The organism is Pseudomonas triticicola, assembly GCF_019145375.1.
In the GTDB taxonomy this organism is placed as follows: Bacteria; Pseudomonadota; Gammaproteobacteria; order Pseudomonadales; family Pseudomonadaceae; genus Aquipseudomonas; species Aquipseudomonas triticicola.
Genome location: NZ_JAHSTX010000001.1, coordinates 3,529,602 through 3,550,513 on the forward strand (window position 1 = coordinate 3,529,602; position 20,912 = coordinate 3,550,513).

The following is a 20,912-nucleotide window of genomic DNA, read 5'->3' on the forward strand; positions in this document are numbered from 1 at the left end:
GGCCGGCAGCCTCAGCGCAGAATAATCAGCTGCCCCAACACCCGATGCTGCTCAAACCCCAACACCCCCTGCAACGAATTGAGCACCGCCTGCGGGTCCTTGCTCGGAAAGATGCCGCTGACCTTGCGCGCCGCCAGCTCATCGTTGAGCAGCACAATCCGCCCCGGGTAATAGCGGCGTAGATCCTCTACCACATCGGCCAGCGTGGTCTTGTAGTAAGTCAGCCAACCCTGACGCCAGGCCAGTTGCGCTTCACTGTCCACGGCATGCAGTTTTTCCGCAGTGCCGTCGGCATAAGCAACTTGCTGACCAGCAGTCAGAATCTGTTGTTGACCGTGCTCGTCCGCCGTCACCGCGACACGTCCGGACAACACCGTCACTTGCGCGCCGTGGAGTTGCCGGCGCACTTCGAACTGCGTGCCCAGCACCCGCGCCTCACCCTGCTCCGCCGCCACCACAAACGGATCGCCGGTGTGAGTGACGCTGAAGAAAGCAGCGCCTCTGATCAATTTCACGCGGCGCTGACCATGGCTGAAATCCACAACAATCGCGCTATCGGCATCCAGCGTCACTTGCGACTGATCGGCCAGTGTCACCGTGCGAACTTCCCCAGGCGCCGAGACGTGATCGGCGCGCAGATCATCGAGCCAGCGCTGCGCTTGCCACCCCGTGCCGAGGCTGATCATCAACAGCAGACACGCCGCCAGCGCCAGCCCGCCCGACCAATGCAAAATCGGCGAGCGTCGCGGGGCGTCCATCGCCTGCAGATAACCTTGCAGCGCGAGCGCATCTTCATCGGCCAACGTGCGCGCCGGGCCCTCACTGAGTTCCCAGATCACCTGCGCCTGCGCATACGCTTGGGCATGGGCGGGATCGGCGCGCAGCCATTGGCTGAAGGTGAGTTGATCGCCAGTGCTCGGGCGGTCATGCAACAGGCTCAGCCAGGCCAGCGCGGCCTGCTCCTGGGCCGGTGTCGGTGTGATCGGGTTGGATGGCTTCACGGTGCTTTCCCTGGCAGACGTGGCGCGGGATCGCGCAGGCTGGCCTTGCAGGCCTCGAGGGCGCGCATCATATGTTTTTCCACGGCACTTTGGGACAGGCCCATGGCCTTGGCGATGTCGGCGTACTTGCGCCCATGAATGCGATTGAGCAGAAAAATCTGCCGGGTGCGCTCGGGCAAGGCGCGCAACGCGGCTTCGACATGGCGCAGATCGTTGCCGGCTTCGAGGGCGGCCTGGGGTTCGCTGCCATGGCTGTCGGGTTCGTCCGGCTGCCAGCCTTCGTTGACCCGCGTGCGCGTGCCTTCACTGCGCAAATGATCGATGGCGATGTTGCCGGCGCAGCGCAGCAGATAAGTGCTGAGCTCTTCGACCTGGACCAGCGGCCGCCGCCAGAAGCGCAAAAACAGATCCTGGACCAAGTCCGCCGCCGTCGCCCGACAACCGACGCGCCGGTTCACCAGCGCCTCCATTTGCGCACGCTGGGACAGAAACACCTGAAGAAAATGCGCACGCGCGCCACGCGCTTCATCGTCACGCGATTCCGGTGGCAGACCGATCAGCACTTCAGCACTGCGCCCAGGCGGCGACCGGGCTCGCCAGCAGGCTCAACCCGGCCAGTACCATGGCCAGACGCGGGCGATACGGCAGCAACAGCACCAATGCCAAAGCGCTGAGCATCAGCACCGCGAACCAGTCGACCAGACCGAAACTCCAACCACTGGCCGCGACCGCTGCCCACAGCGAAAGCGTCAGCAACAGCCATCCCGCCAACGCCAGACCCTGACGGCGGCGTGTCGACGGTTTGGCGCCGAGCAATTCGGCGTGATGACGTGGCATCGACAGGCACAACGCGGTGAAGCCGGCATAGGTGAGCAACAGGGCCAGCAGCATCAGTTGGCCCCCTGTTCGACTGTGATCGAGCGAGGCGAAGGACTTACTTTGCGAACGCTGACGGAGTCGCCCGAACGCTGCATCTTGCGCGCAGCCCAGCCGAGAAAAAGCCCCATCGCCAGACACGTCAGATCAAATCCGGCCAGTGCCCAGTCGCGCTGCATCAGGCTGGCGCCAAGATTCCACGGCGTGGTCAGCGCATTGATCAGCGGCACCGCGATAAACAGCGCAGCGCCGAGCGTCAGCTGTTCGATCCACGCCTTGCGCCCCGGACGCAACACCGCATGCACCACGCTCAACCCCCAAGCCATGAAAAACGCATTCACTTCCCAATCGGCCCGCCCCGCCAGACTCACCGGCAACAGTCGATTGGCCAAAAAGAACACCGCCACCGCCGACACCAGCCCGGCCATGCTGGCGATATTCAACACCTCAACCAGGCGCAATTCGAGGGGCAGCGCCGCGCTTTTCACGTGCTTGAGCTGCCGCTTGCCGAGCCAGATCACCAGCCCGGTGCCGATCATTGCCGTGCCGGCCAATCCGCAAATGAAATACAGCCAGCGCAACAGCGGCCCGGCGAAATGGCCCATGTGCAAACCATAAAACGCGCCACCCACCGCCATCGCCATGGGTTGATCGGGTGTACTGCTCAGAAGCTGTCCGGTGACGCCATTGAACGTCACCGCGCGGCCGAAATCATGCACCACCCGATCGCCCGCGCGGGACAGCACCACCGTGGCACTGGCATCGCCCGGGTTGCTCACCGACAGGCGCGCGGTATGGCCACCCGACCACTGCTCGCTGGCCTTGGCCAGTAGCGGCGCCATGGCGGTCAGCGGTGCGGCGACATCGGCGCGCTCGGGCGTCTTCGAGGCGGGAAAGACTTCGTCGTAGAACTTGCGCACGTCGCTGCCGTAAGAGGCGACGATGCTCGCCGGCATGACCATCGACATGAAAATCACCAGACTGCTGTAAGTGATCATCAAATGAAACGGCAGCACCAGCACGCCCACGGCGTTATGCCCGTCGAGCCAGGAACGCTGGCCCTTGCGCGGGCGGAAGGTGAAGAAGTCCTTGAAGATTTTCTTGTGGGTGATGATGCCGCTGATCAACGCAACGAACATCACCATCGCGGCGAGGGTCGCCAGCCAGCGCCCCCACGGGTAAGGCATCTGCAACTGGAAGTGGAAACGGTAAAAGAACTCGCCGCCCATGCTTTCGCGGCCCTGCACCTCGGCCCCGGTCTGAGCGTCGAGAGTTCGGGATTCGAAGCGGCCGCGCTCGCCGGGTTTGCCCGGCGCCTGCTGCCAGCGTACCTTCAGACCGGGGTCGCGGGCATCGGGCAAATCGATCAGCCAGCGCGAGGCACCGGCGGCGTGTTGCTGCAGATAATCTTGCGCCAGTGCCAGGCTCGCTTCGCTATCAAGCGAATGTGCAGCGATCTCCGGCTGCATCCAGTGGCTGATTTCATCTTTGAAATAAGCGAGCGTGCCGGTGAGAAAAATCGCGAACAGCAACCAGCCGAACACCAGCCCGGCCCAGGTGTGCAGCCAGGCCATCGCCTGCCGGAACCCTTCCTTCATGCCAGCCCCAGACCGCGAGCGGCACCGGAAACGGTGGCGAGAATCACGCTCGGCACCAACAGGCCGACCCACGCCGACCACGCGCTGCGGCAGGCAAAGCACCAGAGCACTGCGACCAGATAGACCAGAAAGGACACGGTCATGCCAGTGACCACCGCTTCGGCGCGGTTCAGCGGCAGCCACAACGTCAGGGTGACACTGGCCAGCGCCGCGACCAGATAGCCGCCGAAAATCGCCGCCAGCACTCGCGAAGTGACGGCCAGACGATAGGACATGGGAAGGGTGGCGAGTTTGCCTTTCATGTTTCGACCCTGAAACGAAAAACGTTCGGCCGACAAGCCGAATCTACAGGCGAGCAATATTAATGATAAATATTCTCATACGCAAAAGCATCTGATTGCCGGACACTGTCGCCAGCCTCTACAATGCGAACCGTTCTTGTTCTCTAATGCACGTTCTCTACGCAAGTTTTGCGTCCGGAGTCATTTCGTTGCCGCCCGCCCATCCCGTCGAATCGCTCTACCACGCCCATCACAGCTGGCTCACCGGCTGGTTGCGGCGCAAGCTCGGCTGCCCCGACAGCGCGGCGGATCTGGCTCAGGACACGTTCATCAAGGTGCTGACCGCTCGCGAGCCACCGGTGATCATCGAACCGCGCGCCTTTCTCACCACTTTGGCAAAGCGCGTGCTGTTCAATCATTACCGGCGCCAGGATGTGGAACGCGCCTACCTCGAGACACTGGCGCAGATGCCGGAAATGGTCGCGCCGTCGGAAGAGCACAAAGCGATCATCCTGCAGACACTGGTCGAACTCGATGAACTGCTCGACGGCTTGCCGCGCCAGATCAAACGCGCGTTCCTGCTCGCTCAGATCGATGGTCTGACTTATCCACAGATCGCCGCAGAACTGGGTATTTCGGTGGCCACGGTCAAACGCCATTTGAACAAAGCGGCCATGCGCTGCTATTTCGCTTTATGAATCGCACCCCGGATTTCTCCGCGCAGGTCGCCGAACAGGCGGTGCACTGGCTGCTGGAAATGCAGCAGGGCACGCTGAGCCCGCGCCAACAACAGGCCTGGCAACAATGGCTGGATGCACACAGCGAACACCGCCGGGCGTGGGAACACATGCAACGGGTCAACCAGCGCCTACGCGGCGTGTCGTCGCCGTTGGCCCACGCCGCGTTGAACGGACCGAAGTCCGGCAGCCGCCGTCAGGCGCTGAAAATATTGCTGATCCTCGGTGCCGGCTCGGCGGCGACCTGGGGCCTGCGCGAGCACACGCCGCTGCCGTCGCTGCTCGCCGATTACCGTACGCCGGTCGGGCAGCGGCGCAAGATTGCCTTGGGTGGCGCCGATTCGTTGCAGCTCAATACCGCCAGCTCGGTTGATGTTGATGGTGCGCAGCGGTTGATTCGTCTGCTTGAGGGCGAAATGCTGTTGAGCGCTGCAAATCCGTTCGAAATACGCACAGCACACGGCGTGCTGAAAACCCAAGATGTGCGCCTCAATGTGCGGCAGTTTGTTGATCGCACGCAGATCGCCCTGTTTGAAGGACGTGTCGAACTCATCGCCGAGCACCGCGCGCCGATGCTACTGCCGGTCGCGCGGCAGTTGAGTTTTACGGCCAGCTCCGTCAGCGCGGCCAAACCACTGGACGCCAACAGCGGTGCGTGGACTGACGGCATGCTGGTCGCCGCTCATATGCGCCTCGGTGATTTCCTCGAAGAGCTTGGCCGCTACCGGCGCGGGCAGCTGCGGTGCGACAGCCAGGTTGCCGATTTGCTGATTTCCGGGACGTATCCACTGGATGACAGCGAGCGGATTCTCGACCTGCTGCAGATCAGTCTGCCGGTCAGAGTGAAGCGCTTTACCCGTTATTGGGTGAGCGTCGAAGCGCGGGTTTAGAAAGCAAGATCAAAAGATCGCAGCCTTCGGCGGCTCCTACAGAAGGCCGCGATCTTTTGATTCTGAAAAAATAAATGAGCCGTTTTTCAGATCTGGCGTGACAGAGAAGGAAAGCCCCCTTGATTCCACCTTCTCAGGATCATCCACATGCAGCCCACCCGTCTTACGCCACTGGCACGCAGCCTGCGCAATCTTCTGTTCGGCGCCAGCCTGAGTTTCACCGCCCTGCCCGCTGCGCTGGGCGCCGAGACCAAGGTTTATCACATCGCCCCGGCGTCGCTGGAAACCGCGCTGAACCAGTTTGGCCGTGAAGCCGGCGTACTGATTTCCTTCGGTTCACAAGTCACCAGCGGCGTGCAGAGCCGGGGTCTGGAGGGCAATTACACGACGCAACAAGGCCTCGATGCCTTGCTCGAAGGCACCGGCCTGCAAGCCCGCGCCGAAGGCGACAATGCTTTCAGCCTGCAACCGCTGGCTGACGCGGCGCTGGAGCTGGGCACGTCGACCGTAGTCGGCGACTGGCTCGGCGATGCGGCGCAGGTCAACGTCTTCGAACACCCCGGCGCGCGTGATGTGATCCGCCGCGAAGAGTTCGAACGCCAGGGCGCGACCCAGGCCCGCGATGTGCTCAACCGCATCCCCGGTGTGAATGCGCCGGAGAACAACGGCACCGGCAGCCACGACATGGCACTGAACTTCGGCATTCGTGGTTTGAATCCACGCCTAGCCGCACGCTCGACAGTATTGATGGATGGCATCCCGGTGCCTTTCGCGCCGTATGGTCAGCCGCAGTTGTCGTTCGCGCCGATCAGCATGGGCAACATGGATGCGGTGGACGTGGTGCGCGGCGGCGGCGCGGTGCGTTACGGCCCGCAGAACGTCGGCGGCGTGGTCAACTTCGTGACCCGGGCGATTCCCGACGAGCCAACGGTCAAGGGTGGTTTCCAGACTGAAACCAGCCCATCGTCGAGCCACGACGGTTTCAAGACCAGCGCCAATCTGCTGGCCGGCGGCACCAACGCCAATGGCCTCGGTGGTGCGCTGTTGTACTCCGGCACCCGTGGCGGTGACTGGCGCGAACACAGCGATACCGAGATCGACGACCTGATCCTCAAGGGCAAATATCAGCTCGACGAGGCCAACAGCTTCAACGCCATGGCCCAGTATTACGAAGGCAAGGCCGACATGCCCGGCGGTCTCAACGTCGCCGATTACGATGCCGATCCGTATCAATCGACGCGACCGAAAGACCAGTTCTGGGGGCGCCGGACGATGTTCAACTTCGGCTATCGCTATCAGGAAGATCGCCGCGAGTTCACCGCCAACACTTTCTTCACCAAAACCCTGCGCAGCGGTTATCTGGATCAGGGCACGTTTCTTTCGCTGTCGCCTCGCGAGTATTGGGTGCGTGGTCTGGAAACCCGTTTCGCCCAAGGCTTCGATCTTGGTCCGAGCAGCCACGAAGTCGGCGTCGGCTACCGCTACATCAACGAGGCCGGCCACGAACTGCGTTATCGCACGCCGATCAGCGCCAACGAATACCCGACCACCAGCAGCCGCAACGACCGCGACACTCGCGGTGGCACCGAAGCCAATGCGTTCTTCGTCGATGACCGCATCGACATCGGCAAATGGACCATCACCCCGGGCGTGCGCTACGAGATGATCGAGTCGCAACAGACCAACAACCTGACCAACGTCAAATACAAGGGCGACTACAACACCGCGCTGCCGGCGCTGAACGTGCTCTATCACCTGACCGACAGCTGGAACGTGTACGCCAATACCGAAGGCTCGTTCGGCAGCGTGCAATACAGCCAGATGCCCAACCGCGTGAGCAGCGGCGAAGTGAAGCCGGAAAAGGCCCGCACCTGGGAGCTCGGCACGCGCTACGACAACGGTGCCCTGCGCGCTGAAATCGGTGCATTCCTGATCAACTTCGATAACCAGTACGAAAGCAACCAGACCAACGATTCGGTGATCGCTCGCGGCGAAACCCGCCATCAGGGCATCGAGACCAGCGTCAATTACGCGCTCGACGACTTGAGCCCGGCGCTGGCCGGTTTCGATGTCTACGCCAGTTATGCCTATGTCGACGCAACCATCCGCGAAGACGGGCCGAACAAAGGCAACCGCGTGCCGTTTTCCTCCAAGCACAAAGGCACGATTGGCGTCGGTTATACCGAAGGGCCATGGAAGCTGAATCTGGACAGCAGCTTCCAGAGCGACCAGTTCGCCGACAACGCCAACACTTCGAAGGAAAGCGCCGATGGCAGCACCGGCAAGATCCCTGGTTACATGCTGTTCAGCAGCCGCGCCGGGTATGACTTCGGACCGCGACTGTCGGATTTGAATGTGGCGGTGGGGGTGAAGAACATCTTCAACACGCAGTACTTCACACGCTCGTTCGATGACAACAACAAGGGCAAGTACGTCGGGGAGCCACGGACGGTTTATGTGCAGACGTCGGTGGCGTTCTGACCGCAACCCATGGAGATCAAAAGCCCCTCACCCTAACCCTCTCCCAGAGGGAGAGGGGACTGACCGAGGTGTATTTACGACTTACGCTCGCCTGCAATATCGAGCCGAACGCTGGACTTGAAAACAACCGGGATAGGCTCCCTCTCCCTCGGGAGAGGGCTGGGCGGGCGGCGTTCCGATGAGGGGCTACGGTCTTAAACCCTGCGAGCAATCACCAACACCACAAACAAAAAAACGGGCCTGCATCAGCAGGCCCGTTCTCCTTTTTTGACTTGTTAAATCAGCGCATCAACTGTTGATCGCTGCCTGTTCGTTCTCGTCGAATTCTTCCGCCAACAGCTTATCGTTGGCCTTGCCGGTAAATGGCACTACAGCGGCGCGTGGCTTACCTCGCAGTTTGCCGAACAGGTGATCCAGTTTGTGCTCGAGTTTCTCGGCAGCACCGTCGATTGCCAGCTCCAGCGAATCGGCTTTGTGGGTCACGGAAATCGGTTGGTGGCCTTTTGGCCGCGCTTCCAGTTGGCAGCGCAAGTCATGGGGACCTGGTTTCTCGCCGTTCTCGTCGCTCAGGTGGACTTCGACACGGGTCAGGTCTTCTTCATAACGGTCGAGCGTGCTCTCAATAGTTGTACGTACCCACTCCTCCAGTCGCTTACTGCTTTGAATATGGTTATCGCTGTTGACTTGGATTTGCATAGTTCATCCCTTATTTCAGCTAGCTCGCTGGAGGCCTTGAAGTGAATTTCCTGACCTCCTGGTTACAACAATCGGCCCGAGCGGCGAACATTTCAACCCCTGAAAAAAGAAAAATATTCATTCGCAAAAAAAGCCGGACAACAGAGCGAGGCGCTGTTAATGTCGGGAGTTGGGTCGCCTCGCCCATTGGCAAAATCTGCTCACAATTGCCCATCATTCAGCGGGTGCAGACTGCGGAAAATCCCCGCCTCCTCCACCAGCCAGTCGTGCACAGCGCGCACGCCCGGATGGCTCAACGCCCCCGGTGCATACAGCAGCACATAGCGTTTATGGTTGGGCACCGACAAGCCGAACGGCACGATCAACGTGCCGCGCTCCAGCTCATCGTTGAGTAACGTGCGCCGGGCAATCGCCACGCCCATGCCAGCGATCGCCGCTTCGATGGTCAGGTGATTGCGATTGAAAGTGTGGCCGCGTCGCACATCGGCGCCTTCGAAGCCGATCGCATTCAAATAGAACTCCCATTCCGCATACTCGTAACTGCCACGCCAGGCGGTGATGTCGTGCAGCAACGGGAAATGCACCAGATCCGCCGGCCCGTGCAACGGCGGGCGCCCACGCAACAGGCTCGGCGCGCACACCGGAAATATCTGCTCGTCGAGCAAGGCTGTGGATAACAATCCGGGATAACTGCCATCGTTGAGGTCGATGGCCAGATCGAAATCGCCCTCATGCAGTGGCACGCTGCTGTCCTCGGCCACCAGGCGCAACTGGATATCCGGAAAGCGTTGCTGCAAGCGCGGCAGGCGCGGAGTCAGCCACTTGCCGAGAAACGACGGTATCGAACGCAACCGCAGCGTCCCGCTGATCATCCCCGCGTCCAGCCGGCGCAATTCCGCATCGATGCTGCCGTACGCTTCATTGACGGTAATCGCCAGCCGCTGCCCCTGTGCACTCAACTCAACGCCCCGCGCGCGCCGATGAAACAGTCGAAAGCCCAGGCGTTCTTCCAATTGGCGAATCTGCTGGCTGACCGCTCCCGGAGTGATGTGCAGCTCTTCGGCACAACGGGTGAACGACAGGTGCCGCGCGGCACAGGCAAACACCTGCAGCCAGACATAGGTCTGGGCATGCAATTGACGACTCATTGTTTAGTCCTGCTAAAGGCTGTCTTAGGAGGTTTCGTTGGTCACCTCGAACCGAGGCGGGCAGTATCGCCGACATTGCGCTTGTCCGACAAAAAATGGCAGCGATTCCTACTCCATTGCTTGTAAGGGTTTAGCATGGCTATCAGTGTTTTCGATCTATTCAAAGTGGGCATCGGCCCGTCCAGCTCCCATACCGTCGGTCCGATGCGTGCAGCGGCGACCTTTGCCCAGGCTCTGGTCGATCAGCATCTGCTCAATGATGTGCGACGTGTGCAGATCCGCCTGTACGGTTCGCTCTCGGCCACCGGCGTTGGCCACGCCACTGACCGCGCAACGGTCATGGGCCTGATGGGTGAGTGGCCGGACAGCATCGATCCTTCGACCATCGATCCACGCATCCAGCAACTGCGCGAAACCGGGCAACTGTTCCTCGCCGGTCAACGTGCAATTGCTTTTGACTGGCAGAGCGATCTGCTGCTGCTCGACGAGAGCCTGCCCTACCACCCCAACGCCATGTCGCTGAGCGCCTTTGGCGAAAGCGCCGAGCTGGTCACGCAAACCTATTACTCGGTGGGCGGCGGTTTCATCGTCGAAGCGGCGGAAGCCGAGTCCGGTGTGGCGCCGGCCAGTGACGTGATGTTGCCCTACGACTTTTCCAGCGCCGCCGAACTGCTCGCCCTATGCAAACAACATAATCTGCGCGTGTCGGAATTGATGATGGCCAACGAGCGCGCCTGGCGCAGCGATACCGAGATTCGCCAAGGACTGCTGCACATCTGGTCGGTGATGCGCGAATGCGTCGAACAAGGTTTGCGCCACGAAGGCATCCTGCCCGGCGGTCTGAAAGTACCGCGTCGCGCGGCAAAACTGCATCGCAGCCTGTTGGAAATCGGCAAACCGAATGTGATCAGCTCGACCCTGTCGGCGATGGAATGGGTCAACCTGTTCGCCCTTGCCGTCAACGAAGAAAACGCAGCCGGCGGGCGCATGGTCACCGCGCCGACCAATGGCGCCGCCGGGATCATTCCGGCCGTTCTGCACTACTACATGAAATTCAATCCGGATGCGTCTGACGATGACGTCGTTGCGTTCTTTCTCGCCGCAGCCGCTGTCGGGATTTTGTGCAAGAAAAACGCCTCCATCTCCGGTGCCGAGGTCGGCTGTCAGGGCGAAGTCGGTTCGGCTTGCGCCATGGCCGCCGCCGGCCTGGCCGATGTCCTTGGTGCGACACCGGAGCAACTGGAGAACGCTGCCGAAATCGGCCTGGAACACAACCTCGGCCTGACCTGCGATCCGGTCGGTGGTCTGGTGCAAGTACCGTGCATCGAGCGCAATGCCATCGCGGCGGTGAAGGCGATAAATGCCACGCAAATGGCCCTGCGCGGCGACGGCAATCACTTCATTTCCCTCGACCGGGTGATCCGCACCATGCGCGACACCGGCGCCGACATGCACGACAAGTATAAGGAAACCTCGCGGGGCGGGCTGGCGGTGAACTGGGTGGAGTGCTGATCGGCCTGACTGCACTGTCAGCGATCATCGGCTCATTCCTGCCCTGAAAACGCGCCACAAAAAACGGCGAGCCCCGAGGCTCACCGTTTTTTTCGCCGTGTTTATTGTTCGACAATTTTTCCGGCATGCCCCTTGCTATATCACCCTTGAGGCAAACGGACATTGCAAACCTCAGCGAACGAGATGCCAGTGGTCTGGTGTTGCGAACCAAATCAGATCATGGCCGGTCAACAACTGCACGTTCAATCAGGCGGTGACGCATCATGGACAACCCATTTCAAATCATTACCGATGCATTCGCGCCGGACTATCAGATCAATCTGAGCATTCAGGGCCTGGACGGCAGCATCATGCTGACCCTGTCCAACGCCGGCCGCATCGTGGCCAAGCGCATGATCAGCGCCGAACAGCGCAACGATCCCGAGCGTTTGAAAAGGCTGGTACAAAGCATCCAGTTTGGCATCGCCATCGAACAGGGTCACAGCGCCATGTCGATCCTCGAAGCCATGACCAGCGGCGCCGGGCTGACCCCGCCACCGCCACGGGTCAAAGGCCAGCCCGGCCAGGCGGCGGGCCTTTAGAGCTCGCCCTTCTCCACTTCCGGATGCTCGCTGGAGCCCGTGCCGATCTTGCGCTGCGGGTTCTCGATCTTCACCGAGGGGAACTGCGACGAGGCGTAACGCACCACCAGGATCGCAAACGCCAGCAGCAGAATGCCGCCGCACAGGTAGATGATGCCCATGTCCGGCGGGTTGTGGTGCGAGACGTTGGAGATCAGCAGGCGTGTCAGTGCAGTGATCGCCACGTAGATCAGGAAGCGCACCGGCATGTGGTTGGTCTTGAAATAAATCCCGACCATCGCGCCCAGTTCCAGATAGATGAACAGCAAGAGAATGTCATCGATCTTGATGTGCCCGACTTCGAGCATGCCGAGGAACTCCATCACCGCCGCCCACGCCGTCACCGCACCGATGGCGAACAGCGCCAGATAGTGGAAGGTTTCGACGAACAGGTTGCCCAGGGACTCGGCCAGTTGATGCACGTTACGCCGCAGTTTCTCGGCCCAGTTTATTTTCACGATGAGTTTCCTTAGCCCGTTTCGGGCGGATGATGCGTATCGCACGTGACGGTTTTGCGCGCGCGCCTTGTTGCAAAGGTTTTCATGCAGGTTCAGGGCCACGCATCATGGCGATCCGCCGCAAATCCCGCGCCGTGGCGTTTGGTCGCAGGCTCGCGGCTTTGCACAATCCCCGTGGGAGCGAGCCTGCTCGCGAATAGCAGCCACCCCGTCCCCTGACAAACGCCAAATCCGGTCTACATTGAAAAGCCACTACCCATGGCGCAGGGATTCGCTTATCCTTTTCGCTGTATATGGATACAGTAGTCGTCAAGACAACTTAACGTGAAGGCATGTGAGGTGGTGAATGGCCGTCGAAGTGGTATACCGCAGCAGCCGAGATCTGGAGCGCTTGTTCATGGATAAAGCCGAAGCTGATCGTCATGACAAAATGCTCGAACTGGCCGAATATCTGGCCGATGTGCTGCAAAAAGCCGTTCCGTCCCTGACCGAACAGCAAGTGGAAGAAGCCGGGATCTACATGGCGAAGAATCGTGATGTGTTCGCCCGGGCATTCAAGAACCAGCCCGATGCGCTGTCGGAGCTGATAAATGCGCCGGCCGAGCCTGTCGAAAAAGCTGAAGCGGCAGAACCTGACGAGGCGCCGGCGAAGCCCGCCAAAGCAGCGAAAGCGGCGAAGTAATCAGAAAGATCGTCCGATCGCGGCCCGAGCCTTCGGCAGCTTCTGCATTCCGAGTGTAGGAGCTGCCGAAGGCTGCGATCTTTTGCTTTCAGCGATACAAAACCTTCTCCGCCAACTCATCCGCCACCCGCGCCGGCGAACGTTTTTCCGCCTGAGCATGGGCAAAGACTTCGGTCAGCCGCGAACTGATTTTCGACAGATGCGCCGTAATCGTCGGCAACTCCTCGCCACGATGTTTAAGCGAAACGTAAATAAGCCCGCCGGCATTGATCACATAATCCGGCGCATAAAGAATCCCGCGCCGTTCCAGTTGATCCGCCACATCCAGATGGGAAAGTTGATTGTTCGCCGAACCGGCCACAGCGGAACAGCGCAGTTGCGACACCGAGTGACTGTTGAGCACACCACCCAACCCACAAGGCGCGAGAATGTCGCACGGCGTGCTGAGCAATGCGTCGTTGGCGATCGGGTGAGCATTGAGCTGTTCCATCGCCAGTTGCACCTTGCCGTGGTCGATGTCACTGACCAGCAACTCGGCGCCTGCCGCGTGCAGTTGCTCGGCCAGCGCATATCCGACATTGCCAAGGCCCTGAATGGCAATGCGCAAACCTTCGAGGTTGTCGCTGCCCAGACGCGCCATCGCCGTGGCGCGAATGCCGGTGAACACGCCCATGGCCGCATGCGGTGCCGGGTCGCCTGCCGAGGTGGTGCTGGTGACATGCCGCGTCTGTTGGGCAATGCAGTCCATATCCGCCACTGAAGTACCGCTGTCGATGGCGGTGATGTAGCGGCCGTCGAGTTGCTCGATGCAACGGCCGAAAGCCTCGAACAACGCGGCGCGATTCTCGACATGGGCAGGGCGCACGATCACTGCCACCCCGCCGCCCTGCGCAAGGCCGGCAAGCGCCGCTTTGTAGCTCATGTTTTGCGCCAGGCGAATGGCGTCCTCGACCGCAGATTCGTCGTTGGGATAGGCAAGGTAACGGCAGCCGCCCAGGGCTGGCCCCAGGCGACTGTCATGAATGGCAATGACCGCCTTCAACCCGGTGACCGGGTCCACGCTCAAGTGCAGCGATTCCAGGCGAGTGCTTTGCATGAGAGCGAACATCGACAGGCTCCCGAATCACTTCTTGTAGAACGCCAGTATAGGCTTGCCCCTGAAAATTGCTGGCGCGCACCAGCATGAGCCGCCGAGCGGACAATGTTGCGCCGCTATAACTCGCGCTCAACGCGCCCGGCACTGGACGAACAACCCGGACGGGGCTAAAACGAGGCATTGGAGGGAGATTCAGATGAGTGCGCGCCAACGCTTTTTCGAATGCCTGCATCGTTCACCGCCGGCCCTGCTGGAAGCTGCGCTGTGGATAAGTGCCGAGCACGACAAAACCCTCGAGCCCGAGGCATGGTTGCGCACCTTCAAGGATCTGCAACTACGCGTCAGCTATGGCCTGCCGATGCTGCCGGTCAGCGAACTGGCGCAACCGCTGTTGCGGCGCATGGTCGATCTCGGTTTCGCGCAGGATGATTTCCTGCCGCTGCGCCCGCAGGCGGCGCTGCTGCATCGTGTGTTGCACACCCAGCGCGGTCAGCCGCTGGCATTGGCGTTGATCGCACTGGAACTGGCGCATGGCCTCGAAATTCCTTTGGTCGGGGTCAACTTCCCCGGGCATTTCCTGTTGCGGGTACCCGGCGCCGACCACTTGCTCGACCCTTGCGGAGGTCGACGCTTGTATCCCAACGACTGTCGCGAACTGTTGCAACGCCAATACGGCCCGAACATGCAGCTCAGCGCCGAGCATCTGCTGACGGCCACGCCAGTGCAGATGCTGCAACGTCTGTCACGCAACCTGCGCCAATTGCACCTGACCCACGACGATCACATCGCCGCGCTGATCGACGCAGAACGAGTGCTCGAACTGGGTGATGCGAAGGCCTCCGATTACATGGCCCGGGCCAGTCTGTATCAACGGCTGGACTGCCCGAACGCCGAGCGCTTCGATCTGGAGCATGCGTTATTGCTCAGCGAAGACCCGATCCAGCGCCTGCGCCTGACCGAACGCCTCGGCCATCTGCCGCCCAACTCCGTCGTGCATTGACCGCTTTTTGCAGGTTTGCCCCCATCCTTGAGGCCCACACAAAGCTGTGTGGGAGCGAGCCTGCTCGCGAAGCAGGCACCTCGGTCTCCGGTCAAACCGCGTTATCGTTCTTCGCGAGCAGGCTCGCTCCCACGGTGGCTCGGGAGGCATCAGTGGGCGAGCGCACCTGAATGATCAGCAGTGCGGCAATCACCGCCGGGATCGCGCAGAAGAAGAAAATCTGCTCCACCGGTATGTGCATCGCCAGCAGCAGGCTGCCAAACAGCGGCCCGAGGATCGAACCGAAACGTCCCACGCCCAATGCCCATCCGGTGCCGGTAGCGCGCACATGGGCCGGGTAGAAATTGCTGGCAAAGGCATTCAGCGTCAGTTGCCCGCCGATGATGCAGAACCCGGCGGCAAACACACAGGCCACCAGAAAACGCGGATCGTCATGGTTGAGCCCGAGCAGAATCGTGCACAGCGCCGCCCCTGCCAGTACGCCGGACAACAGGCGCACCTCGCGTTGCAAACGGTCGGCGAACCAGGCCATACAGATCGCGCCAAGGGTCCCGGCGAACAGGAACATCGACGTCACCAGATTGGCTTCGTTGAGTTTCAATCCGCTTTCCAGCAGCAGCGTTGGCAGCCAGCTGATCATGAAATACAACAGAATCAGGCTGACAAAAAACGTCGCCCAGATCAGCAAGGTTGGCCGCGCGTAGCCGTTGAGAAACAATTCGACCACGGTCAGTTTGCTGCCCTGTTCGCGCTCGTTCTGCTCGACGCTGGCCACCGGTGGCTGCCAGTCCGGCAACATCCGCGCGCTGACTTTGCGCAGCCGTGCATAAGGCGGTGCATCACGCAGCAAACGCGGCAGCGATTCCGGCAACATCCACCAGAGAAACGGAGACAGCAGCAACGGCGTCACGCCGCCGGCGAGGAACACAGCCTGCCAGCCGAACTGATCGATGAAACCGGCGGCAACAAAACCTCCCGCTGCCCCACCGAACGAGAAACCACAGGCAGCCAGCGTCACCATCAAGGTACGCAGACGCGGTGGTGAATATTCCGACATCAAGGCCATGGCGCTGGGCATCGCGCCGCCCATGCCGATGCCGCAGATGAATCGCGCGATCATCAGCGTGTTCAGCGAATCGGCGAAAACCATCAGCACCGTCAGCGTGGCGTAGATCAATACGCAGGCAAGCAGAATGCGACGCACACCGAAGCGGTCAGCCAGCGGCGTAACCGCGAGCGACCCGAGGGTCAGGCCGAGCAGGTTGGCACTGAAAACCGGCCCGAACGCGGATTTTTCCAGCCCCCGGTCCTGGGCCAGCGCCGGCACTACATAACCAAGCACCTGGGCGTCATAACCGTCGGTGACCAGCAGCAACGCCAGCAGAATCAACAGCAACCACTGATAACGGGACACAGGCCGGGCGTCGAGCGCCGCACGGAAGCTGGCAATCTGGTTATGCATCGCAAGGTACCTGTTTTTGTTTTTATGATTATTTCGCTATTGCCACCTCGATCCCTGTGGGAGCGGGCTTGCCCGCGATGACGGCGGCACATTCAACACAAGGGTGTCTGGACGATCGCTATCGCGGGCAAGCCCGCTCCCACAGGTTTTTGGTCTTCAGTTACGGGGTGTCCGGTTGATTGGCTGGATGCGCCTTGATAAACGCCGGATGTTCAGCCGCCAACGCAGCCACACGGCAAATCTTCGGATATGCCTCCAGGCTGACGTTGAACCGCTCAGCCGCATACAACTGCGGAATCAGATACACATCTGCCACGCACGGCCATTCGCCAAAACAGAAACCGCTGTCGCCGATCAACTGCTCCACTGTCGCCAGCCCTTGGCTGATCCAATGGCTGATCCACTCCACCACTTGCGCCTCATTCTGCCCCGCCTGGCGCAGGCGATTGAGCACGCTGACGTTGTGCAGCGGGTGCACGTCGCAGCCGATCACCGCTGCAACGCCGCGCACCTGCGCGCGCGCCAGCAGATCATCCGGCAGCAGCGGCACCTGTGGATAACGCTCCTCCAGATACTCGATGATCGCCGGCGACTGAATCAGCAGCGCGCCGTCATCAGTGCGCAAGGTCGGCACCCGCCCCTGCGGATTGAGCGCCAGATACGCCGGTTGCCGATGCTCACCGCCCGACAGTGCGATCAGGTTGACCGGCAACGCCTGGTAATCGAGGCCCTTCAACGCCAGCGCAATGCGCACCCGATACGACGAAGTGGAACGGTAATAGCCATAGAGATCCATAAGCCGCTCCCGTCAGCGCGCAGCGATCACGGTGCCGCGACATTCGCCGAAGCCGATCGAGGCAAAACCTTCACGGGCACAGCGGGCGCGCAGGATGATTTCGTCACCGTCCTCAAGGAACTTGCGCACTTCGCCGGAAGCCAGTTCGATCGGTTTCTTACCGCCCTCGGTAATCTCCAGCAGGCTGCCAAACTGGCCGTTTTCCGGGCCGGACAAAGTGCCCGACCCAAACAGGTCCCCAGCCTGCAACTGGCAACCGTTGACGCTGTGGTGCGCGACCATTTGCGCGACGGTCCAGTACATGTAGCGAGTGTTGCTCAGGGTTAAACGATGGGCGGGCAGGTTCTGCTCGCGCATGGTTTCGGTACGCAGCAGCACTTCCAGTTCGATGTCGAAGGCGCCGCCGTCCTGATCACGCTTGTCGAGCAGATACGGCAGCGGCTGCGGATCACCTTCAGGGCGCGCCGGCTGTGCCGTGCGGAACGGCTCGAGCGCTTCGGCCGTCACCACCCACGGCGAAACACTGGTGATGAAACTTTTCGACAGAAACGGCCCGAGTGGCTGGTATTCCCAAGCCTGGATATCCCGTGCCGACCAATCGTTGAGCAGGCCGAAACCGGCGATGTGCTCGGCAGCGTCACCGATGGCAATCGGCTCGCCCATCTCATTGCCCTGGCCGATCCAGATGCCCAGCTCCAGTTCGTAATCCAGACGTGCGCATGGGCCGAAGACCGGTTCGGTCTGCCCGGCTGGCAGCGTCTGGCCTTTCGGCCGACGCACGTCGGTGCCGGACGCACGCACCGTGGAAGCGCGACCGTGGTAACCGATCGGCACGTGCTTGTAGTTCGGCAGCAGCGGGTTATCCGGGCGGAACAGTTTGCCGACGTTCTGCGCGTGCTCGATGCCGACGTAGAAGTCGGTGTAATCGCTGATTCGCGCCGGCAGGTGCATCTGGCAATCGGCAGCCAGTGGCAAGACTTTCGCGCCTTGCGCTTCGATGCTGCCGCGCAGGGTGCTGCCTTCACTGAACAGTTCGATCAGGCGTTTGCGCAGGGCGACTCGCGCCTCACGACCAAGTTCGAAGAACGCGTTCAACTGCCCGCCATGCATGGCTTCCACCGCACTGCGTGCGACACCGTCGAACAGCCCGGCCTCAAGCGCCACCTGCAAATCGAAGATGTGCTCGCCGATCGCCACGCCCGCGCGCGGACTGCAATCGTTGAGACTGAACACGCCCAGCGGCAGATTCTGCAACGGGAAATCGCTGTGACCGTTGGCCGAAGCGACCCAGCTGCGGGTGATGGAATTCTGTGTCATGGGTTATCTCCGGGTCGGGTCGAACGTGGCGGGCAGCGAGGCCCAGCAAGCGTCATAACTGGATTGCAACTGTGGGCAGTCGAGAGCGAAACGGCTTGGGCGCAGCACCTGGCTGGTCTCGAACATGAAGGCCATGGTGTTATCGATTTTTGCAGGTGCAAGCTCGGCGTTGATCGCCCTGGTGCAGGTCTCGCCGTCGGGGCCGTGGGCGCTCATGCAGCTGTGCAGCGACGCGCCGCCGGGCACGAAACCTTCAGCCTTGGCGTCGTATTCGCCCTGGATCAGGCCCATGAATTCGTTCATCAGGTTGCGATGGAACCACGGCGGCCGGAAGGTCTTTTCGGCGACCATCCAGCGCGGCGGGAAGATCACGAAATCGAGGTTAGCCAGACCGTGCACGCTGGTCGGCGAGGTCAGTACGGTGAAAATCGAAGGATCGGGATGATCGAAACTCACCGTGCCGATGGTGTTGAAACGGCGCAGGTCGTATTTGTACGGCACGTTGTTGCCGTGCCAGGCGACCACATTGAGCGGTGAGTGATTGAGTTCGGTGGCCCACAACTGGCCAAGGAATTTCTGCACCAGAGTAGTCGGTTGCTGGAGGTTTTCGTAGGCAGCGACCGGGGTGAGGAAATCCCGGGGATTGGCCAGACCGTTGCTGCCGATCGGCCCAAGATCTGGCAGGCGCAGCGGCGCGCCATGGTTCTCGGCGAGGTAGCCGCGTGCCTGTGGATCGAGCAGTTCGACGCGAAATTTCAGGCCACGCGGCAGAACGACGACTTCCAGCGGCGCCACTTCGAGTACGCCCAGTTCGGTGGCGATACGCAGGCGACCGAGTTGCGGCACCAGCAGCATTTCCCCATCGGCGTTGAAGAACACCCGCTCCATCGAACGATTGGCGGCGTAGTTATAAATGCTGATGCCAGACGGTTTCTCGGCACCGGCGTTGGCCGCCATGCTGACCAGGCCATCGATGAAATCCGTCGGTTCGGTCGGCAGCTCCAGTGGATTCCAGCGCAGGCGATTGGGCGTCACTTCACCCAACGGTCCGCCGGCCAGTTGCCGTTCCAGTTTCACGAACGCCGGGTGGTTGGCCGATGGCTGAATCCGGTACATCCAGGTGCGGCGCGCTTCACCGCGCGGCATGGTGAACGCGGTGCCGGAGAACAGTTCGGTATACAGGCCGTACGGGGCTTTTTGCGGGGAATTCTGGCCTACGGGCAGCGCGCCGGGCAACGCTTCAGTGCTGAATTCGTTGCCGAAGCCGGACTGGTAAACCAGGTCCTGCGCGGTTGAATCGAGGTTCATGGAGCCTCCTGAACAGGGAGTCGGCAATGGCCCATCGCTCTGGCTCAGAGGTTTCGGCACGCCGGGGTTGTTATTATCGTAATCTGATTACGCATAACGTAATTTGCTCGCTATCCAGCGTCAAGCTATAAAGACGCCCATTCGAACCGGAACCGCCAGCCCCATGGAAAAAACCAGCGACAGCAACGGCAAACAGAAAGTCCGCTCCGCCGAGGTCGGCACCGACATCCTCAAGGCTTTGGCCGAGTTGTCACCGTCGACTTCGCTGTCACGTCTGGCCGAACACGTGCAGATGCCGGCGAGCAAGGTGCATCGCTATCTGCAAGCGTTGATTGCTTCGGGATTTGCCGAACAGAACGCCGCCACCAACCATTACGGCCTCGGTCGCGAAGCGCTGCGGGTGGGCCTGGCCGCACTCAACAGCATGGACGTGCTGAAAGTCGCCGCCCTGCCGCTTTCCGAGTTGCGCGACGAACTCAACGAAACCTGCTTTCTCGCGGTGTGGGGCAATCAGGGCGCAACCGTGGTGCATATCGAACCGGCGGTGCGCGCGGTGACGGTGGTGACGCAATTGGGTTCGGTGCTGCCGCTGCTCAGCTCGTCCACCGGGCTGGTGTTCAGCGCTTACCTGCCGCACCGGGAAACCGATGAATTGCGCGAGCAGGAGATCGCTGTCGCGGAGCATCCGCTCAAGGATGAAACAGCCTATGCAGCGTTGTGTGAACAGATCCGCGAACGCGGTCTGCATCACGTGCATGGTTTGTTGATGCCGGGTGTGGATGCGCTTTCTGCGCCAGTGTTCAACGCGGTCGGGCAGATCGCTGCGGTACTGACCATCGTCGGCCCGACCTCGCTGTTCCACGCCGACGAAAACGGCCCGGCGGCGCAGCGGTTGTTGGCTGCGACCCGGGCCGTGAGTTGGCGCATGGGTTACGAAAGATAAATCAGACTAT

20 protein-coding genes and 1 pseudogene are annotated in these 20,912 nt (G+C 61.1%); 8 read left to right on the forward strand and 13 right to left on the reverse strand.

The annotated features are described in order from the left end of the window. Positions 1 to 11: 11 nt before the first annotated feature. The 5 genes from KVG85_RS15750 to KVG85_RS15770 are packed head-to-tail and all read right to left on the reverse strand — an operon-like array spanning position 12 to position 3,777. On the reverse strand, positions 12 to 1,001 hold the full coding sequence (locus tag KVG85_RS15750; protein ID WP_217864310.1) for a FecR family protein: 990 nt from the start codon (positions 999 to 1,001) through the stop codon (positions 12 to 14). Further along, positions 998 to 1,564: an RNA polymerase sigma factor gene (locus KVG85_RS15755; protein ID WP_071174434.1), complete on the reverse strand. Its 567-nt coding sequence runs from the start codon at positions 1,562 to 1,564 to the stop codon at positions 998 to 1,000. Before KVG85_RS15755 ends, KVG85_RS15750 begins: the two co-directional genes overlap by 4 nt. A 1-nt stretch (position 1,565) precedes the next feature. Further along, the gene (locus tag KVG85_RS15760; RefSeq protein WP_217864311.1) at positions 1,566 to 1,892 is read right to left on the reverse strand and encodes a DUF3325 domain-containing protein; all 327 of its coding nucleotides are present in this window, start codon (positions 1,890 to 1,892) and stop codon (positions 1,566 to 1,568) included. Beyond that, complete coding sequence (locus tag KVG85_RS15765; RefSeq protein ID WP_217864312.1) at positions 1,892 to 3,475, reverse strand: PepSY-associated TM helix domain-containing protein; 1,584 nt, start codon at positions 3,473 to 3,475, stop codon at positions 1,892 to 1,894. The genes KVG85_RS15760 and KVG85_RS15765 overlap by 1 nt, the downstream gene beginning before the upstream one ends. Beyond that, complete coding sequence (locus KVG85_RS15770) at positions 3,472 to 3,777, reverse strand: DUF3649 domain-containing protein (protein ID WP_041479671.1); 306 nt, start codon at positions 3,775 to 3,777, stop codon at positions 3,472 to 3,474. Before KVG85_RS15770 ends, KVG85_RS15765 begins: the two co-directional genes overlap by 4 nt. A 146-nt stretch (positions 3,778 to 3,923) precedes the next feature. Between KVG85_RS15770 and KVG85_RS15775 the strand changes: the two genes are divergently transcribed. The 3 genes from KVG85_RS15775 to fecA all read left to right on the forward strand — a co-directional run bounded on the left by KVG85_RS15775 (position 3,924) and on the right by fecA (position 7,864). Next, complete coding sequence (locus tag KVG85_RS15775) at positions 3,924 to 4,454, forward strand: sigma-70 family RNA polymerase sigma factor (protein WP_225926680.1); 531 nt, start codon at positions 3,924 to 3,926, stop codon at positions 4,452 to 4,454. Next, on the forward strand, positions 4,451 to 5,383 hold the full coding sequence (locus KVG85_RS15780) for a DUF4880 domain-containing protein (RefSeq protein ID WP_217864314.1): 933 nt from the start codon (positions 4,451 to 4,453) through the stop codon (positions 5,381 to 5,383). The genes KVG85_RS15775 and KVG85_RS15780 overlap by 4 nt, the downstream gene beginning before the upstream one ends. 147 nt (positions 5,384 to 5,530) lie before the next feature. Beyond that, a complete protein-coding gene (fecA, locus tag KVG85_RS15785) occupies positions 5,531 to 7,864 on the forward strand; it encodes a TonB-dependent Fe(3+) dicitrate receptor FecA (RefSeq protein ID WP_217864315.1) in 2,334 nt (777 codons plus the stop codon). A 288-nt stretch (positions 7,865 to 8,152) separates the two neighbouring features. Here the strand turns inward: fecA and KVG85_RS15790 are convergent, their stop codons facing one another. Both KVG85_RS15790 and KVG85_RS15795 read right to left on the reverse strand, forming a co-directional pair. Further along, a complete protein-coding gene (locus KVG85_RS15790) occupies positions 8,153 to 8,560 on the reverse strand; it encodes an HPF/RaiA family ribosome-associated protein (RefSeq protein WP_217864316.1) in 408 nt (135 codons plus the stop codon). 200 nt (positions 8,561 to 8,760) lie between these two features. Then, positions 8,761 to 9,708, reverse strand: coding sequence for a LysR substrate-binding domain-containing protein (locus KVG85_RS15795; protein ID WP_217864317.1), 948 nt, complete (start codon positions 9,706 to 9,708; stop codon positions 8,761 to 8,763). A gap of 135 nt (positions 9,709 to 9,843) precedes the next feature. Between KVG85_RS15795 and KVG85_RS15800 the strand changes: the two genes are divergently transcribed. Together KVG85_RS15800 and KVG85_RS15805 are read left to right on the forward strand one after the other, a co-directional pair. Further along, positions 9,844 to 11,220: an L-serine ammonia-lyase gene (locus tag KVG85_RS15800; RefSeq protein ID WP_217864318.1), complete on the forward strand. Its 1,377-nt coding sequence runs from the start codon at positions 9,844 to 9,846 to the stop codon at positions 11,218 to 11,220. A gap of 263 nt (positions 11,221 to 11,483) precedes the next feature. Next, a complete protein-coding gene (locus KVG85_RS15805) occupies positions 11,484 to 11,801 on the forward strand; it encodes a DUF3509 domain-containing protein (protein ID WP_016771632.1) in 318 nt (105 codons plus the stop codon). On the opposite strand, the gene KVG85_RS15810 is transcribed toward KVG85_RS15805, so the two are convergent. After that, positions 11,798 to 12,298, reverse strand: a complete 501-nt coding sequence (locus KVG85_RS15810) for a phosphate-starvation-inducible protein PsiE (RefSeq protein WP_016771633.1) — start codon at positions 12,296 to 12,298, stop codon at positions 11,798 to 11,800. The genes KVG85_RS15805 and KVG85_RS15810 overlap by 4 nt on opposite strands. Before the next feature lie 346 nt (positions 12,299 to 12,644). On the opposite strand from KVG85_RS15810, the pseudogene KVG85_RS15815 reads away from it, so the two are divergent. After that, positions 12,645 to 12,899: pseudogene (locus KVG85_RS15815) on the forward strand (YebG family protein); the annotation flags it as partial. 169 nt (positions 12,900 to 13,068) lie between these two features. Here the strand turns inward: KVG85_RS15815 and KVG85_RS15820 are convergent. Further along, entirely contained in the window at positions 13,069 to 14,088 is a 1,020-nt protein-coding gene (locus KVG85_RS15820; protein WP_016771635.1) for a Glu/Leu/Phe/Val dehydrogenase family protein, read from the reverse strand. Positions 14,089 to 14,272: 184 nt separating this feature from the next. Between KVG85_RS15820 and KVG85_RS15825 the strand changes: the two genes are divergently transcribed. Next, positions 14,273 to 15,076, forward strand: a complete 804-nt coding sequence (locus KVG85_RS15825; RefSeq protein ID WP_024011653.1) for a SirB1 family protein — start codon at positions 14,273 to 14,275, stop codon at positions 15,074 to 15,076. A 91-nt stretch (positions 15,077 to 15,167) separates the two neighbouring features. On the opposite strand, the gene KVG85_RS15830 is transcribed toward KVG85_RS15825, so the two are convergent. The 4 genes from KVG85_RS15830 to hmgA form a co-directional block, all read right to left on the reverse strand. After that, the gene (locus KVG85_RS15830; RefSeq protein WP_217864320.1) at positions 15,168 to 16,538 is read right to left on the reverse strand and encodes an MFS transporter; all 1,371 of its coding nucleotides are present in this window, start codon (positions 16,536 to 16,538) and stop codon (positions 15,168 to 15,170) included. 160 nt (positions 16,539 to 16,698) lie between these two features. After that, positions 16,699 to 17,334: a maleylacetoacetate isomerase gene (gene maiA / locus KVG85_RS15835; protein ID WP_217864321.1), complete on the reverse strand. Its 636-nt coding sequence runs from the start codon at positions 17,332 to 17,334 to the stop codon at positions 16,699 to 16,701. A gap of 12 nt (positions 17,335 to 17,346) precedes the next feature. Next, positions 17,347 to 18,651 (reverse strand): fumarylacetoacetase, encoded by a 1,305-nt coding sequence (gene fahA / locus KVG85_RS15840; protein ID WP_217864322.1) that lies wholly within the window; start codon positions 18,649 to 18,651, stop codon positions 17,347 to 17,349. A 3-nt stretch (positions 18,652 to 18,654) separates the two neighbouring features. Then, positions 18,655 to 19,959, reverse strand: a complete 1,305-nt coding sequence (gene hmgA / locus KVG85_RS15845; RefSeq protein WP_217864323.1) for a homogentisate 1,2-dioxygenase — start codon at positions 19,957 to 19,959, stop codon at positions 18,655 to 18,657. A 163-nt stretch (positions 19,960 to 20,122) separates the two neighbouring features. Between hmgA and KVG85_RS15850 the strand changes: the two genes are divergently transcribed. After that, positions 20,123 to 20,902 carry an IclR family transcriptional regulator gene (locus KVG85_RS15850; RefSeq protein WP_217864324.1) on the forward strand — a complete coding sequence of 260 codons (780 nt, stop codon included), beginning with the start codon at positions 20,123 to 20,125 and terminating at the stop codon, positions 20,900 to 20,902. Positions 20,903 to 20,912: the final 10 nt, after the last annotated feature.